Genomic DNA, 15,798 nt, shown 5'->3' with positions numbered 1-15,798 from the left:
CCACCCTGGTCACCGCGCTGCTCCGGCAGTGCCATCCTCCGCGTATGTCCCCTCCGATGAAGTTCACGGTCGCCGATCTGCTCGACCACCTCTCCACGACCGATGCGGTGGCCCTGGCCAAGCTGGAGAAGTCGCTGGGCCTGACCACCAAGACCTGCAAGCAGCAGCTGCGCATCGGTCTGGATGCCCTGCTGCGGCTGGGGCTGGTCGAGGAGGACGGGGAAGGGCTCCGCGCCCGCGAGACCCCCGAGCTGATCCCGGCCCGGCTGCGCTGCTCGAGCAAGGGCTTCTGCTTTGCCCTGCGGGAGGACGGCGGTGAGGACATCTACATCCGTGACCACCAGCTCAACCATGCCTGGAACGGCGATCGGGTGCTGGTGAAGATCACCCGCGAAGGCGGCCGCCGCCGCTCGCCGGAGGGGGGTGTCCAGTGCATCCTCGAGCGCCAGACCCCCAGCCTGCTGGCCCAGGTCGAGCGGCAGGACGGCCAGCTCGTCGCCGTCCCCCTCGACGACAGGCTGCTCACCTCCGTCGCCCTGCCCGAGGAGGACGCGGTCCATCTCGACCCCGCCGAGGAGGCGGTGGTGGAGGTGAAGATCGATCGCTTCCCCGTGGCCCAGTTCGGTCCGGCCGGCCATGTCGCCCGCAGCCTGCCGGTGCACGGCGGAGAGGCGGCCGACACCGACCTGCTGCTGGCCAAGCACCGTCTGCAGGAGCGTCCGGCCTCCCCCCGCGCCACCCTCAAGCAGCCCGTCGCCAAGGGCCGCGCCGACCTGACGGCCCTGCCCACCCTGATCCTGGAGGCCTGGGAGGGCGGCGAGGCCCCCGTGCTGCCCGCCATCTCCCTGGAGGAACGTGAGGGCGGCTGGCGGCTGTGGGTGCACAGTCCCGCCGTGGCCGAACGCATCGGCATGGGCAACAGCCTCGACACCTGGCTGCGGGACCAGGGCGAGGCGATCTGCCTGGGACGGCGCTGGCTGCCCCTGCTGCCCTCCGCCCTCAGCAAGGCCTGCGGCTTCCGCCCGGGCGACAGCCAGGCGGCGGTCTCGGTCGCCCTGGAGCTGGACGCCGAGGGGGCCCTCGAGCACTTCCGCTTCAGCCTGAGCCAGATCACCCCCGATGCCCGGGTGGACCGGGCCGCGATGCAGGCCCTGGCCGACCGCAAACCCAAGGCCCGCACCGTGCCCGCCGCCCTCAAGGCCCTCAAGGACCACCTGCCCCTGCTGGAGCAGCTGGTCCAGCTGAGCGGCCTGCTGCGCCAGCGCCGTCTCGGGGCCGGGTCGATCGATCTCGACCTGCCGATGCCCGCCATCGACAGCCTCGGCGACCTGCGGGTGCCCGCCCCGGATGCGGCCCTGCAGGGCTGGCTGGTGGAGCTGCCGGCCGAGGATCCGGTGGCGATCCTGCGGGAGGCGGTGCTGGTGGCCCACCGGGCCCTGGGCCGTCACCTGCTGGCCCTGGAGCTGCCCGCCCTGTTCGCCCTCAACCCGGCGGCAGAGGCCAGCGACACCAATGACGTGGCCAAGGCAGCCCTGGCCCTCGACATCCCGATGGAGCTCAGTGCCGACGGCAACGCCAGCGCCGCCGAGCTCGCCGCCGTCTTCGCCGCCACCGATCGCGGCCGGCCCCTGCAGCAGCAGCTGCGTGACGCCCTGCGGCCGGTGCAGCTGGCGGCCGAAGCCGGCCCCCATGCGGTGGCGGGCGAGGAGACCGCCGTGGCGCCCTGGTGCTGCCCGGCCCTCCATTACGCCGACATCTGGAACCAGCAGCTCCTGGTCAGCCTGCTGGTGGACGGCAAGGACCGCCCCAGCGTGCGCCACAAGGTCAGCACCGACCTGGCCAGCGACGCCTGCCACGGCAGCACCGACTGGCCCCTGCTGACCCCCGGCCAGCTGGCCCCCTACCAGCAGGGCCTGGAGCACGGTCTGGCCCAGCGCCTCAACGGCCGCTGCCGCTTCCTGCAGGAGCTGCAGGCCGATGTGCTGGCCCTGGCCCAGGCCCGCCACACTGAGCCCCTGGTCGGCCAGACCCTGCCCGGGGTGATCAGCGGCGTGCAGAGCTACGGCTTCTTCGTCGAGGTTCCCCCCTCCCAGGTGGAGGGGCTGGTGCACGTCAGCTCCCTCAAGGACGACTGGTACGAGTACCGCTCCCGCCAGAATCGCCTGGTGGGGCGCAAGTTCCGTCGCACCTACATGGTCGGCGACGGGGTCGATGTCGAGATCCAGAAGGTGGACGCGCTGCGCCACCAGATCGACCTGGCGGTGCTCCAGCCCGAGGACTTCGAGCGGGTGGAGGAGGGTGCCGCCGATGGCACCCCGGACGACGATGGCGATGACGCCCCCGGCGCCGCGGACGAGGGCTGAGCCGCCGATGGCGCCCTCCTCGCTTCCCGTCGTCCTGGCGGTGTCCGGCGCCTCCGCCCAGCCCCTGGCCGAGAGGGCGCTCCAGCTGCTGCTCGAGGAGGACCTGCCGGTCGAGATGGTCACCAGCCGCGGGGCGATCGGCGTCTGGCAGGCGGAGATGGGCCTGCGGGTGCCATCGGAGCCCGACGCCCAGGAGCGCTTCTGGCGGGAACGCACCGGCTGCAGCTCCGGCCGGCTGCACTGCCATCGCTGGAACGACCAGGCTGCCGCCATCGCCAGCGGCAGCTACCTGACCCGCGGCATGGTCATCCTGCCGGCCAGCATGGGCACCGTCGGCCGGATCGCCTCCGGCGTGGCCCTGGATCTGATCGAACGGGCCGCCGATGTCCACCTCAAGGAGGGACGGCCCCTGGTGATCGCGCCGCGGGAGCTGCCCTGGAACCTGGTGCACCTGCGCAACCTCACCCGTCTGGCCGAGGCCGGGGCCCGCATCGCCCCCCCGGTTCCGGCCTGGTACCACCAGCCCACCACGATCAGTGAGATGGTGGACTTCCTGGTGATCCGCGTCTTCGACACCCTTGGCCTCCAGCTGGGCTCCCTGCAGCGCTGGCAGGGGCCCGTGGGCCGGCCCGCCCCGGACGAAGTCTCCACCCCCTGACGCTCCGGACCGTGCTGCACCGCCTGCTGCTGCTGCCCCTGCTCTCGCCGCTGCTGGTGACCCTGCTGGTGGCGGCCCTCAACCCCAGCCCCCCCCTGGCCCTGCGGCTGCTGACCTGGCAGACCCCGTCGCTGCCGATCGGCCTGTGGATGGCGGCCGCCGCCGGCGGCGGGGCGGCCCTCAGTGCCGGCGCCACCGCCCTCGCCCTGCGCCAGGGGGGGCGGCCGCCGCTGCGGCGCACCGTGCGTCGCCCGGATCGGCTGGAGGACGACACCTGGACCGCCCCCTGGGGTGGCCGCTCCGAGGGGCGTGCCGCTGCCGCGGCTCCAGCCACCTCCGCTCCATCCGCCGCTCCATCGCCCGCTGCTGCCGGCCCCAGCCGCGCCCCCGGCGAACCGGCGCCGACGGTCTCGGTGCCCTACCGGGTGCTGCACCGTCCCGAGGCCGCCGAACAGCGCCCGTTCCGACCCGAGCCGGCGGTGGCGTCGCGCCCGACGGCCCCGGCCCCGGCCAGCGCCGATGACTGGGGCAACGACGACGGCGAGGAGTGGTGATTCCGGTCGCCGCGACCACCTGGGGCTCCGGGACGCTGCCTAAAGTTCCAGCACCTCCGCGCCCAGGGACCGCACCGGTGACCGAGACCCCCAGCAACACCCCCGACCCTGTCGCCACCTCGCCGGAGGCGAAGACCGCTGCCCCGAAGGCCAAGCCGCCCGCCCCGGAGGACAAGCCGTTCGAGGTCTTCGTGCCGGAGCTGCTGCTGCCGGCCCTGGTCAAGGAAATCGAGGCCTACGGCGGCCCGGCCCCTGAGCTGGTGTTTGAGCAGGGCCCCATGCCCGTGGTTGGGGCCGACTGCTGGATGGTCCGGGGGCGGCTGCCGGGCGAGCGCCGCTTCTGGCTCTGCTTCACCCGGCCCGACATCAGCTCGGCCAAGACCATCGCCCTCACCGAGGGCGCCGGCAGCCCCAGCCTGCTGGAGTCGTTCCTGATCGACGAGAAGAAGATGACCCTCTCGCTGCTGGTGTCGCGGGTGGTGCAGCGGCTCAACGGCCAGAAGTGGCTGGGCCCCAACTGATCCACCACCCTCTGCCGGCTTACATCCGCGGCTTCACATCCGGACCGATGGCGGGGATCGATGCCTACGATGGCGGCCGAGCTCTCTGAACGCCCGCGCGATGGTGCCTCCCGCCACCCAAGCCCCCACCGCCCCCCGGGTGGGCACCCCGGATGCCCCGGCCATCAAGGACCCGGTGAAGGACACGATCCTCACCCCGCGCTTCTACACCACGGACTTCGACGCCATGGCGGCGATGGATCTGCGGCCCAACGAAGTGGAGCTGGAGGCCATCTGCGAGGAGTTCCGCAAGGACTACAACCGCCACCACTTCGTCCGCGACGACCAGTTCGAAGGCGCCGCCGACAAGCTGGATCCCGAGACCCGTCGGGTGTTCGTCGAGTTTCTCGAGCAGAGCTGCACCTCGGAGTTCTCGGGCTTCCTTCTCTACAAGGAACTCAGTCGCCGCATCAAGGAGCGCAACCCGCTGCTGGCGGAATGCTTCGCCCACATGGCCCGCGATGAGGCCCGCCATGCCGGCTTCCTCAACAAGGCCATGGCCGATTTCGGCCTCCAGCTCGACCTGGGCTTCCTGACGGCCACCAAGGCCTACACCCACTTCCAGCCCAAGTTCATCTTCTACGCCACCTACCTCTCCGAGAAGATCGGTTACTGGCGCTACATCGCCATCTACCGGCACCTGGAGCAGCACCCCGAAAGCAAGATCTTCCCGATCTTCAACTTCTTCGAAAACTGGTGCCAGGACGAAAACCGCCACGGCGACTTCTTCGACGCCCTGATGAAGGCCCAACCCGACACCGTGCGCGGCTTCACCGCCCGCCTCTGGTGCCGCTTCTTCCTGCTGGCCGTGTTCGCCACCATGTACGTGCGTGACGTGGCCCGCAAGGAGTTCTATGAGGCCCTCGGGCTTGATGCCCGCACCTACGACAAGTACGTGATCGCCAAGACCAACGAAACCTCCGCCCGGGTGTTCCCCGTGGTGCTCAACGTCGAGCACCCCGAGTTCTACGAGCGGCTGGAGAAGCTGGTGCAGAACAACGCCGCCCTCGATCGGGCCGACCGTTCCGGCGCCCCGGCGCCGGTGCGTGCCCTGCGCAAACTGCCCCACTGGGTCGGCAACGGTGTCCAGATGGCGCGCCTGTTCCTGATGGCGCCGATCCGCAGTGAGCGCTTCCAGCCCGCCGTGCGCTGAGCCGACCCGCCAGAATCGGCCCAGTTCTCCCCTCGCCGCTTGGTCGTCTCCCCTCCCACCGGCGCACCGGCCGGCACCGCGCTCACCCTGTCCCCGGCGGCCCTCGGCGATCCGGCCTGGCGTTCCGTCCTTGAGCCGCTCCTGGCCTCCGGACGCTCGGCCGGTGCCGACCTGGTGGAGGTGTTCCTGGAGCGCTCCGACCACCTCGGCCTGCTGGCCGAGCAGGATTCGATCACCAGCGTCAGCCCGGCTTTCGGCGCCGGGGCAGGGCTGCGGGTGTTCCTGGGGGATCGGGACGGTTTCGTCTCCACCAATGACCTGAGCGCCGCCGGCCTGCGGGCCGCCCTTGAGCAGGCCCTGGGCATGCTGGGGCTCGTGCTCCCCGCCCACACCGGCGGGGGCTTTGACGGCCTGCCCGAGCTGCGCGACTTCGCCGCCACCAAGGACGGCTGGCTGCCGTCCTGTCCGACCCTGGCGGAGGCCACCAGCCGTCTGCTGGAGGGCACCGACCGGCTCCAGGCCCATGGCCAGCACCTGCAGGTGCGTCGGGGCAGCTATGCCCGGGACTGGCAGGAGGTGCTGGTGGCCGCCAGCGACGGCACCTTCGCCCGGGACGTGCGTCTGCACCAGTCGGTGGGCCTGAATGTGCTGGCGGCCGACGGCGACCACCGGGCCAGCCTGGGCCGCCGCTACGGCACTTCCGACAGCCCCGACGACCTGCGTCGCTGGGATGTGGAGGCCGCGGCGGCGGAGGTCTGCAGCAGCGCCGGCACCATGCTCTACGCCGATTACGTCGAGGCCGGCCAGTTCCCCGTCGTGCTGGCCAATCGCTTCGGTGGTGTGATCTTCCATGAGGCCTGCGGCCACCTGCTGGAGACCACCCAGGTGGAGCGGGCCACCACCCCCTTCGCCGACATGGTCGGCCAGGCCATCGCCCACGCCTCCCTCACCGCCATCGACGAGGGCCTCACCGCCGGGGCCTTCGGTTCCCTGGCCATGGACGACGAGGGCATGGAGCCCCAACGCACCGTGCTGATCGAGAACGGCATCCTGCAGCGCTTCCTCAGCGACCGGGCCGGGGAGCGCCGCACCGGCAGCGGCCGGCGCCAGAGCCACGCCTTCGCCGCCGCCAGCCGCATGCGCAACACCTACATCGCCGCCGGCCCCCACAGCCCGGAGGATCTGATCGCCTCCGTCGACAAGGGCCTCTACTGCAAGTCAATGGGGGGCGGCAGCGTCGGCCCCACGGGCCAGTTCAACTTCGCCGTCGAGGAGGGCTATTTGATCGAGAACGGAACCCTCACCAAGCCGGTGAAGGGGGCCACCCTGATCGGTGACGCCAAGGAGGTGATGCCCCGGATCTCGATGTGCGCCAACGACCTGGAGCTGGCCGCCGGCTTCTGCGGCTCGGTCAGCGGCAGCATCTTCGTCACCGTGGGCCAGCCCCACATCAAGGTCGACACCATCACCGTGGGGGGACGCTGATCATGGGAATCACCGAATCAGCGGCCGCCAGCCTTGATGCCGAAGTGCTGCGCCAGCGCCTCGGCCAGCTGGCCCAGCGTGAGGGCGTCCGGCGCTGGGATCTGGGCGCCTCCTGCAGCACCGACACCTCCGTGCAGGTCGACCGGGGCGAAGCCAAGCAGATGAAGGGCGCCCAGCGCAGCGCCATCACCCTGAGGGTCTGGAACGACGACGGTCTGGTGGGCATCACCAGCACCTCCGACCTCTCCGACGCCGGCCTGGCCCGGGCCCTGGCCGGGGCCCGTGACGCCAGCGCCTACGGCAACGTCGATGAGGTCCCCGACTTCTCCCCCCTGGCCACCGCGCCGCTGCCGGTCCTTGAGCAGCCGCTCCGCCCGGCCGTCAGCATCCTCAGCCTGCTGGACACCCTCAAGGAGGCCGAGCGCGACCTGCTCGGACGCCACCCGGCCATCGGCACGGTCCCCTACAACGGCCTGGCCCAGCGCAGCAGCGACCGGCTCTACATCAACAGTGCCGGCGCCTGCCGCCAGCAGCGCCTCACCACCGCCTCCCTCTACCTCTATGCCCGGGCCGAGGAGGCGGGCCGCAAGCCCCGCAGCAGCGGCGCCGTGCGTCTGGCCTACGGCGCTTCCGACCTCGATGTGGCCGGCTGCGTGCAGGAGGCGGCGGAGCGCACCATCGCCCACCTCGATTACGCCCCCATCGCCACCGGCCGCTACACCTGCGTCTTCAGCCCCGAGGCCTTCCTCGACCTGATCGGCGCCTTCAGCAGCCTGTTCAATGCCCGCGCCGTGCTCGATGGCGTCAGCCTCAGCCGGCGTGAGTCCCTGGGCGAGCAGCTGGCCGTCCCCTTCTTCTCCCTGCACGACAACGGCCTGAATCCGGCCAATGTGGGCGCGGCCGCCTTCGACGGGGAAGGCACCCCCACCGGTCGCCTGTCCCTGGTGGAGGGCGGGGTGCTGCGCCATTTCCTCCACTCGGAGGCCACGGCCCGGGCCTTCGGGGTCGCCCCCACGGGCCATGCGGGCCTGGGGGCCAAGGTGTCGGTGGGCCCCGACTGGTTCGAGATCGGCCCCACCCCCGGCAGTGACGGCGGCGCCCAGGGCCTGGACCGCTTCGCCTCCGCTGCCGGCGGAAGCGATGGCCTGGTGGTGATCGATTCCCTCTCGGCCCTCCATGCCGGCGTCAAGGCCAGCCAGGGCTCCTTCTCCCTCCCCTTCGACGGCTGGCTGGTGGAGGGCGGCACCGCGCGCTCCATTGAGGCCGCCACCGTGGCCGGCGACATCCGCACCCTGCTCAAGGCCATCGTCGGCTTCGAGGGTCCGGCCAAGGTGACCCCCGACGGTCTCTGCCCCCACGTGTGGGTGGAGGGTCTCTCGATCACCGGCGACGCTTGAGGATTCTGTTCTGGGGCACCCCGGCCTACGCCGTGGTCAGTCTCGAGGCCCTGCGACAGGCCGGCCACAGCATCGTTGCTGTGGTGAGCCAGCCCGACCGGCGCCGGGGCCGGGGCAAGGCCCTGGTCCCCTCCCCTGTGAAGCAGCGTGCCCTGGAGCTGGGGCTGCCGGTGTTCACCCCCGAGCGGATCCGCCGCGACCTGGCCTGCCAGCAGGAGCTGGCCGCCCTCGGGGCGGACCTGTCGGTGGTGGTGGCCTTCGGCCAGATCCTGCCGCCGGCGGTGCTGGCCCAGCCGCCCCTCGGCTGCTGGAACGGCCACGGCTCCCTGTTGCCCCGCTGGCGGGGGGCCGCGCCGATCCAGTGGGCCCTGCTGGAGGGGGATGGCGAAACCGGCGTCGGCATCATGGCCATGGAGGAGGGACTCGACACCGGCCCGGTGCTGCTGGAGCGGCGCCTTTCCATTCCCCTGCTGCAGAACGCCGGCCAGCTGTCGGAGCGGCTGGCGCGCCTCACCGGGGAGCTGCTGGTGGAGGCCCTGCCGCTCATCGAAGCGGCGGGTGCCGGGCCTGAGCCGGAGCGGCTCGCCCGCCTCGGGGTGCGTGCCCAGGCGGCCGATGGGGTCAGCCACGCCCGCCAGCTCACCAAGGAGGACACCCTGGTGGACTGGAGCGGCTCCGCCCTGGCCATCCACCGCCGGGTGATGGGCCTCCACCCCAACGCCTCCTGCCCCTGGGGGGCCGAGCGGCTGAAGCTGCTGGCCACCGAACCGCTGGTGGCCCGCCTGAAGGACCAGCTCACCCCGGGGGCTGCCGCCCTGGTTGGCGGCTGGGGCAGCCCCAGCCAGGACGGGGCTGCGGCGGGTGTCTCGTCAGCGGATGGCTCGCCGGGGGCGGTGCCTGGCACCGTGCTCGCGGTGCTGGAGGGGGAGGGGCTGGTGGTGGCCACTGGTGGCTGCCCGGTGCTGCTGCGCCAGGCCCAGCTGCCGGGACGGCGTCCGAGCGAGGGACAGGCCCTGATCCAGCAGCTGGGGCTGGTGGTCGGCGACCGGATCGGTGCAAATACCCCCTGATCCGCTCTTTCGGCAAGGGGTGTTGACGTTTTGTTCCCTTAGCGGCGTCTCAGGTTTGGACCGCCGACGCAGGCAGTAGACCGAAGTCAGTCAATGGGTGGGGATGCGATGGCCAGCGACCTTTCCTTCGTCAACAGCACCGGCTCCGGCTGCCGGATCTTCCGGGACACACTGGGCTGCTACGTGGCGAGCCATGAGCGCATCCCGGGCCAGCGGGTGATGAGCCCCACCCTGGCCGGTGCCTATGCGGCCTGCCAGGGCTGGGACCACCGTGCCCGGGAGGAGGAGACGATCGGGCCGGAATGAACCGGCCCTGGGGCCGATCCCAGCCTCCTGATCAGCCGCCGGAGGCGAGCTCCTCCGGCTGGCGCCGGTGCAGTTCGTGCAGCCCTTCCAGCTGGTTATGCACGGCCACCAGCTGATCACGGATGTGGCGGCTGTTGTCGATGCGCTCCAGCGCGAGAAGCATGCCTTCGATCTGGGCCTTGCAGTCGATGAGCACGCGGCACTGGGTGGATCCGGGTTCGTAGGGCATGTCGGAAGGAGGCAGATCCTCACTTCACCCTAGGGAGGCGGCGCAGGCTGTCACAACCACTGCCATTCCCCCGCTGGGCCCTGGCTCAGCGGGATCCGCTGCGGCGCCGGCCGCGGTCGTGGCCCTGTCCCTGCCCATGGCGGGGGCCCTGGCTGCGGCGTCCCCGGCCACCACTGAGATCCAGGGGCGGTGCGGAGAGCACGGTGGGCTCGAAGCCCGACACCTCCTGGCGGGGCAGGGGGGAGCCGACCAGGCGTTCGATGGCCCGCAGCAGCTCATGCTCTTCGGCCGCCACCAGGGAAATGGCATGGCCGTTCTGGCCCGCACGGCCGGTGCGGCCGATGCGGTGCACGTAGTCCTCGGCCACGTTGGGCAGGTCGAGGTTGACCACGTGGGGCAGCTGGTGGATGTCGATGCCGCGGGCGGCGATGTCGGTGGCCACCAGCACCCGCACCTCGCCGCTCTTGAACTCCGCCAGGGCCCGGGTGCGGGCCCCCTGGCTCTTGTTGCCGTGGATGGCCGCCGCTCCGAGGCCCTCCTTCTCGAGCCGTTCCGCCAGCCGGTTGGCGCCGTGCTTCGTGCGGGAGAACACCAGCACCTGACGCCAGTCATTGCTGCGGATCAGATGGCTGAGCAGATCCCCCTTGCGATCCATGTCGCAGGGATGGATCACCTGCTCCACCAGGGGCGCCGCCTGGTTCTCGGGGGTGGCCTGGAGCTGCACCGGGTTGTGCAGCAGGCCGGTGGCCAGCCGCCGGATCTCGGTGGAGAAGGTGGCCGAGAAGAGCAGGTTCTGGCGCTTCGCCGGCAGCAGGGAGAGGATCCGGCGGATGTCGCGGATGAAGCCCATGTCGAGCATCCGGTCGGCCTCATCCAGCACCAGGATCTCGACCCGGTCGAGCCGCAGGGCGTTCTGCTGGTGCAGGTCCATCAGCCGGCCGGGGGTGGCCACCAGCACGTCGGCACCGCGGCGGAGCCGCTGCATCTGGGGGTTGGCGCTCACGCCGCCGAAGACGACGTCGGAGCGCAGATCCAGGTAGCGGCCGTAGGCGGTGACGCTGTCCGCCACCTGGGCCGCCAGCTCGCGGGTGGGCGTCAGCACCAGGGCCCGCACCACACCAGCCCTGGCGTGGGGACCGTGGCGCAGCCGTTCCAGCATCGGCAGGGTGAAGCCCGCCGTCTTGCCGGTGCCCGTCTGGGCGGCCGCCATCACGTCGTGGCCGGCCAGCACCGCCGGGATGCACTGCAGCTGGATCGGCGAGGGGCTGCTGTAGCCCTTGGCGGCCACGGCCTTGAGGATCGGCTCCGAGAGACCCAGCACGGCAAAATCCGTCGCCAGTCCGGCCACCGGTGGGTTCAGCCCGGTGGCGGTGTGGCTGGGGGTGAGGGGATCGGCGGGCAGGGAAGCAGCGACGGGCGCGGCCCCAGGGGCAGCGACCGGCGCGGGGGTGGAGCCGTTGCCGCTGCGTCGGGTCCGGCTGGCCTGGGGCCTGGAATTAGGGGCGGTGATCGGGCGCGAACACGGAGTGGACATCAGCCTAGGACCGGCCGGCGGCGCCATCGCCTCAACGGGGCGTGCGGTGGCTGCAGCGCTCGCAGGGTCCCTCCGGGAGCACGGCGCAGCGCAGCAGGGGGCTGCGGGCGTTGAAGCGGCAGTGGGGGTCACCGATCACCCAGCGCCCGTCCCACCAGAAGGCATCCGCCGGCCGCCGCTGGGGCTTCACCTGCAGCGCCACCGTCGCCAGCTCGTAGCGGCCCTGCCGCAGCCGGTAGCGGTGGCGGCGCTGCAGCACCAGGAAGCTGCCCTCGCCGACGGTCAGCCAGCGGCCCGGGTGGGGGACGTCGCCGAGGTCGTCGATCTCGATCGTGGTGATCAGCCGGTCCGAGTCGATCTGGCGCAGCTCGATCCGCATCGTTCCGCGGGCGTCAGGCGTCGCCGCTGCCCTGCTCGGGCAGGGTCGACGCTTCGGTACGCAGGGAGAAGCCCCAGGCGAACAGGGCGGCCACCACCAGCAGCAGGGCCCATTCCGGCACTTCCACGGCCGGCAGCACCAGGCGCAGCAACAGCTTCAGGCCCACCAGCCCCACGGCCAGGTAGCCGGCGGTTTCCAGATGGGGAAAGATCTCCAGCCAGCGCAGGAACAGCTCGGCGGTGAGCCGCAGGGCGAGGATGCCGATCACCCCGCCGGCCATCACCAGCGGCACCCGGTCGGTCACCGCCACCGCCGCGGAAACGCTGTCGAGGGAGAAGGCCAGGTCGGTGAGGGCCAGGGTGGCCACGATCGAGCCCAGGGAGGCGCCGTGGTGGGGATGGCCGGTGTCGTGGGGGGAGCCGTGGGTGGCGTGGTCGGTTGCCGTCGGGTCCTGGCCCGCTCCGTCGTCGTCTGCGCCATCGTCCTTGCCCAGCAGGTGCCGGCCGCAGAGCCAGAGCAGGTAGGCGGAGGCCAGCAGCTGCAGGGGCCAGAAGGCGAGCACCTGGCTGGCCAGGGCGATCAGGGCCAGCCGGAACACCAGGGCCAGCACCAGGCCGAGGTTCAGGGCCATGCGCTGCCGCGCCGGATCGTGCAGCCGCCGGGAGATGGCGGCCAGGGCGATGGCGTTGTCGGCGGAGAGCACCGCCTCCAGCCCCACCAGCAGGACCAGCAGCAGCAGCACCTCACCCCACTGGTCCGCTTCCTGCAGCAGGGGCTGCAGCAGGGGGGTCAGGCTCTCCACCGATTCCACTTCCATTCCTGGCGTTCGCTCGGCCGTGGAGGCTGCAAAGAAGCACTCTAGAAAGACCGTCGGTCCCTCCCCGCCCCCATGCACGTTCAGGTCCGACTGCTCCACTGCGACGGCGGCCGCCGCGTCGTGCTGGTCTCGGCCCGGGATGGGGAGCGCTTCCTGGGCAGCGCCCTGGGGGAAGCGGGGGATGCGGAGGAGGCCGAAGATCGCGCCAGGGCCAGGCTCCTGGCCCGTCTCCAGAATCCCGGGCCGGCCGCCGCAGCGCCGGAGCGGGCGCCTTCGGTGCCGGAGCGGGCCTCCGCCTCCCTGACCCCTGCCCCGGAGAAGGAACGTCCGGCTCCCCCTCCGACGCGAACGGTGGCCGCCTCTGAGCCAGGGCTGCCCGTGCCGCCCCAAGCGCCGCCCCCAGCTGCGCCGCCCCCAGCGCCGCCATCGGCTGCAGCGGCTTCTGCGCCGCCGGAGCCTGCACCCCTTCCGGCCACACCCGCGCCCCCAGCGCCCCCGAGTCCCGTCGAGGACCCCCAGGACTGGAGCGCCGAACTCACCCACCTGGATCTGCAGCTGCGCCGCCTCGGCTGGGACCGGGAGCGGGAGGCGGCCTATCTGCAGCGCTGCTTCGGTCACCCCAGCCGCGATCGCATCACCGTGTACGCCGATCTGATCGCCTATCTGCAGGCGATCGAGACCCTCGAGCCCGGCTGCGATCCCGCCACGGCGGCGGTGCCGCTGCGTCGGGCCGACCTGCTCGAGCAGTGCAACCTGCTCCTGCAGCAGCTCGGCTGGGACGGGAGCATGGGCCGCAGCTTCCTCGAGAAGCACCTGGGCGTGAGCAGCCGCCAGCAGCTGAAGGACGCCGACCTGCTGCGCTTCAACATGCTGCTGGAGGAGGAAACCCTGCTGGCCGCCGACGGCGGGCCTGCAGCTCCGGGCCTGGAGGGCTGATCCCGGTCAGGGGAGCGGGCCGCTGACCTGGGGCTCCCTCGCCACACTCAGCCCGTGGAAATAGGCCATGTCGGCGGGAAGCGCCCGCCGGGTTGGGGAGCGGGCCTCCAGGCGCCGCCGCAGACCCCTGGCCCGCAGGCGATTCCAGCCGGCCAGGAACTCCCGGAGCAGGGACGCCTCGCGGCCCCGCCGCTGGCTGCCGGCGGCAAAGGCCAGGGCGTACACCAGGGCCAGGAGCAGCACCCGGAGCGTCCGCTGGACGATCGCCCAGAGCTCCGGCCTCCAGGGGGAGTGGATGACGCCCCGTGAGCTACTGAGGGACTCCTGCAGCCGTTCGTTCAGGGTGCGCTTCAGGTCAGGCAGGGACTGGGGGCCCTCGCCCAGCCGCAGCCCGGGGCCCTGCAGGGCCGCGATCCTCTGTTGCAGATCCTCCACCGACGTGGCGGCTCCGATGGCGCGCTGGAACTCCCCGGCGCGTTCGGTAGCCACCGCCATGGCGCTGCTCTGGCTGCGGGCCACCAGGCCGTAGCCCTGGACGGCGGAAACGGCCTGAAGGGGAATCAGCAGCAGGAATCCGATCACCGCTCCGGTCGCCCAGCGGGCCACCGCCCGGCGACGGGCCTGGAGACGGAGCTGGCCGGGTTCGAGATAGGCAAGCAGATGGACCATCCCCAGTCCCACCAGGGCCAGGGGGGCGCCATCCAGCAGGGCGCTGATCAGGTTCGAGAGCCAGGCCGGTTGCCCGACCGCCATGGGGGGAATCGCGTTCAGCAGCGTCACGACATAGGTGACGAAAAGGGCCAGGGAGATCAGGGACAGGACATCGGAGACGGTCTGGCGGGACAGGTGCTGATCCGGATCGTTCAGTGACATCGGGAGGGGCAGGGCCCTGGGCAGGCCAATGGCCAACATTGTGGCCGTGACTGAAGCCTCTGTGGTGAAATCCTGCTGTGGATCTCTGGTCAGTCTCCGGCCCTGGGTATCGCAGATTTCCGAGAGATGCTGCTGAGCGAAGGCCGACACCTGCTTGGGACCGGTGTTAGATTCCCGTCGAACATCCATTGACTTGATGTCTGCAGAGTATCGCCTGAAAAAGAAGGAAACATGCCTTCTTCTCGCCTGAAGAATTCTCACCGGCATGAGATCAGCAGACCCAAGTCAGCCAGGTTGATGATGTCAGTGAGCCAGGTGGCCCCTCCCGTCAGCGAGCCGGCTCTGCCGTGGCACCGGGCCCTGGGGGGCCGCCAGGCGCTCATCTGGGGCCTCGGGGTCGGTCTGGCGCTGGCCCTCGGCCACGAGCGGCCGGTCCACGCCAATGGCGTCCAGGCGGACGGCTTCCACCTGGGATGTGCCGCCGGGTTCGGGCTGGTGAACATCACCGCCAGCAACGTCGCCTCCAGCCTCGGCACCAGCACCGGTTCCCCCAACCAGCTCAACGGCGGCGCCACGGTCTCGGTCCCGGCAAGCTGCAGCGTCGCCCCACCGGCCCCAGCCCAGCCGGGCAACGGCCATGCGCTGGTGGGCGGCCAAGCCCGGCTCAATGCCGGATCGATCGCCGCCACCCGGATCTTCCGATCCCAGTCCGCCACCGTCACCAACGGCCCCGGCACCACGGTGGTCAGCAATGCCTGGACCGTCCAGGCCGAGGCAGATGCCCTGGCCGTGGCCAGCTACATCGGCGGCATCAACGCCTCAAACTGCACCGTGGCGTTGAGCTCCTGCCGCTACAACGATGCGGTCAACCTGTCCGGCAGCCTCACCCTCACCGGATCGCTGCCCACCACGGGGGGGATCAACTACTACAACGTCCAGACCGTCGGCAGAAACGTCGATCTCAACGTCGTCGGCTCGGGCCGTGAGTATTTCGTCTTCAACATGCCCGCCAGTCTCACCACCAACCAGGACTGGACGCTGCAGGGGAATGTGGATCCCTCGAAGATCATCTTCAGCTTCGCCCGGCCCGGCTCCAACCTCTCCCTGACGGGCTCCGATGTTTTCGGCACCTTCCTGCTGACCGGCGGTGGCACGGCGACCCTGAATCGCTCCGGCAATGGCAACCCCTCCAGCATCACCGGCTCCCTGATCGTCATCAACAACCGATCCGCCCTCGGGTTCGGATCGACGACCGGCGCCAATCGTGTCAACGCGGTGATCAACGGCCGGCCCTTCAACCCCACCGCTTTGCGTAGCGTTCCCGTGCCGGGTCCCCTGCCGCTGCTCGGCGGTGCCGTGGCGTTCGGCTGGAGCCGTCGTCTGCGGCGGCGGTTGCGGCAGGCGAGCCCGTTTCATCTGGCGACAATGGCCGGGACGGCGGCGCCGATGGCCGCTGGCTGCGTGCGACGCTGAATCCCCTGTAT

16 protein-coding genes are annotated in these 15,798 nt (G+C 71.2%); 11 read left to right on the top strand and 5 right to left on the bottom strand.

Annotated elements, in window-relative coordinates; all coding sequences use genetic code 11:
- The first annotated feature begins 56 nt into the window (after window positions 1-56).
- The 9 genes from KUG38_RS11225 to KUG38_RS11185 all read left to right on the top strand — a co-directional run bounded on the left by KUG38_RS11225 (window position 57) and on the right by KUG38_RS11185 (window position 9,546).
- Entirely contained in the window at window positions 57-2,363 is a 2,307-nt protein-coding gene (locus tag KUG38_RS11225; RefSeq protein WP_216921777.1) for an RNB domain-containing ribonuclease, read from the top strand.
- 7 nt (window positions 2,364-2,370) lie between these two features.
- Window positions 2,371-3,021 carry a flavin prenyltransferase UbiX gene (locus KUG38_RS11220; protein WP_216921470.1) on the top strand — a complete coding sequence of 217 codons (651 nt, stop codon included), beginning with the start codon at window positions 2,371-2,373 and terminating at the stop codon, window positions 3,019-3,021.
- Window positions 3,022-3,032: 11 nt separating this feature from the next.
- On the top strand, window positions 3,033-3,575 hold the full coding sequence (locus KUG38_RS11215) for a hypothetical protein (protein WP_216921468.1): 543 nt from the start codon (window positions 3,033-3,035) through the stop codon (window positions 3,573-3,575).
- Window positions 3,576-3,652: 77 nt separating this feature from the next.
- Complete coding sequence (locus tag KUG38_RS11210) at window positions 3,653-4,096, top strand: DUF2996 domain-containing protein (RefSeq protein ID WP_216921466.1); 444 nt, start codon at window positions 3,653-3,655, stop codon at window positions 4,094-4,096.
- Window positions 4,097-4,196: 100 nt separating this feature from the next.
- Window positions 4,197-5,288: a magnesium-protoporphyrin IX monomethyl ester (oxidative) cyclase gene (gene acsF / locus KUG38_RS11205; RefSeq protein WP_216921463.1), complete on the top strand. Its 1,092-nt coding sequence runs from the start codon at window positions 4,197-4,199 to the stop codon at window positions 5,286-5,288.
- Window positions 5,289-5,375: 87 nt separating this feature from the next.
- Window positions 5,376-6,773 carry a TldD/PmbA family protein gene (locus KUG38_RS11200; RefSeq protein WP_216921775.1) on the top strand — a complete coding sequence of 466 codons (1,398 nt, stop codon included), beginning with the start codon at window positions 5,376-5,378 and terminating at the stop codon, window positions 6,771-6,773.
- Between the two features lie 2 nt (window positions 6,774-6,775).
- The gene (locus KUG38_RS11195; protein ID WP_216921460.1) at window positions 6,776-8,170 is read left to right on the top strand and encodes a TldD/PmbA family protein; all 1,395 of its coding nucleotides are present in this window, start codon (window positions 6,776-6,778) and stop codon (window positions 8,168-8,170) included.
- Window positions 8,167-9,240, top strand: coding sequence for a methionyl-tRNA formyltransferase (gene fmt / locus KUG38_RS11190; RefSeq protein WP_216921457.1), 1,074 nt, complete (start codon window positions 8,167-8,169; stop codon window positions 9,238-9,240). Before KUG38_RS11195 ends, fmt begins: the two co-directional genes overlap by 4 nt.
- Window positions 9,241-9,348: 108 nt before the next feature.
- Entirely contained in the window at window positions 9,349-9,546 is a 198-nt protein-coding gene (locus KUG38_RS11185; RefSeq protein ID WP_216921455.1) for a hypothetical protein, read from the top strand.
- A 31-nt stretch (window positions 9,547-9,577) separates the two neighbouring features.
- On the opposite strand, the gene KUG38_RS11180 is transcribed toward KUG38_RS11185, so the two are convergent.
- The 4 genes from KUG38_RS11180 to KUG38_RS11165 all read right to left on the bottom strand — a co-directional run bounded on the left by KUG38_RS11180 (window position 9,578) and on the right by KUG38_RS11165 (window position 12,505).
- On the bottom strand, window positions 9,578-9,775 hold the full coding sequence (locus KUG38_RS11180; protein WP_216921452.1) for a hypothetical protein: 198 nt from the start codon (window positions 9,773-9,775) through the stop codon (window positions 9,578-9,580).
- Between the two features lie 85 nt (window positions 9,776-9,860).
- Window positions 9,861-11,123, bottom strand: a complete 1,263-nt coding sequence (locus KUG38_RS11175) for a DEAD/DEAH box helicase (RefSeq protein WP_216921773.1) — start codon at window positions 11,121-11,123, stop codon at window positions 9,861-9,863.
- A 217-nt stretch (window positions 11,124-11,340) separates the two neighbouring features.
- Window positions 11,341-11,688, bottom strand: a complete 348-nt coding sequence (locus KUG38_RS11170) for a DUF6464 family protein (RefSeq protein WP_216921449.1) — start codon at window positions 11,686-11,688, stop codon at window positions 11,341-11,343.
- Window positions 11,689-11,701: 13 nt separating this feature from the next.
- The gene (locus KUG38_RS11165) at window positions 11,702-12,505 is read right to left on the bottom strand and encodes a TerC family protein (protein WP_216921446.1); all 804 of its coding nucleotides are present in this window, start codon (window positions 12,503-12,505) and stop codon (window positions 11,702-11,704) included.
- A gap of 72 nt (window positions 12,506-12,577) precedes the next feature.
- Between KUG38_RS11165 and KUG38_RS11160 the strand changes: the two genes are divergently transcribed.
- Window positions 12,578-13,441 (top strand): hypothetical protein, encoded by an 864-nt coding sequence (locus KUG38_RS11160; protein ID WP_216921444.1) that lies wholly within the window; start codon window positions 12,578-12,580, stop codon window positions 13,439-13,441.
- 6 nt (window positions 13,442-13,447) lie between these two features.
- Here KUG38_RS11160 and KUG38_RS11155 read toward each other — a convergent pair whose 3' ends face one another.
- Window positions 13,448-14,314 (bottom strand): hypothetical protein, encoded by an 867-nt coding sequence (locus tag KUG38_RS11155; protein ID WP_216921440.1) that lies wholly within the window; start codon window positions 14,312-14,314, stop codon window positions 13,448-13,450.
- 315 nt (window positions 14,315-14,629) lie between these two features.
- On the opposite strand from KUG38_RS11155, the gene KUG38_RS11150 reads away from it, so the two are divergent.
- Window positions 14,630-15,787: a hypothetical protein gene (locus tag KUG38_RS11150; RefSeq protein WP_216921437.1), complete on the top strand. Its 1,158-nt coding sequence runs from the start codon at window positions 14,630-14,632 to the stop codon at window positions 15,785-15,787.
- The last annotated feature ends 11 nt before the right edge of the window (window positions 15,788-15,798 follow it).

The organism is Synechococcus sp. CCAP 1479/9 (genome assembly GCF_019038535.1).
Classification (GTDB): Bacteria; Cyanobacteriota; Cyanobacteriia; order PCC-6307; family Cyanobiaceae; genus Cyanobium.
Note: the sequence above shows the minus strand (reverse complement) of the source record. Positions and strands in the feature narration are given on the sequence as shown.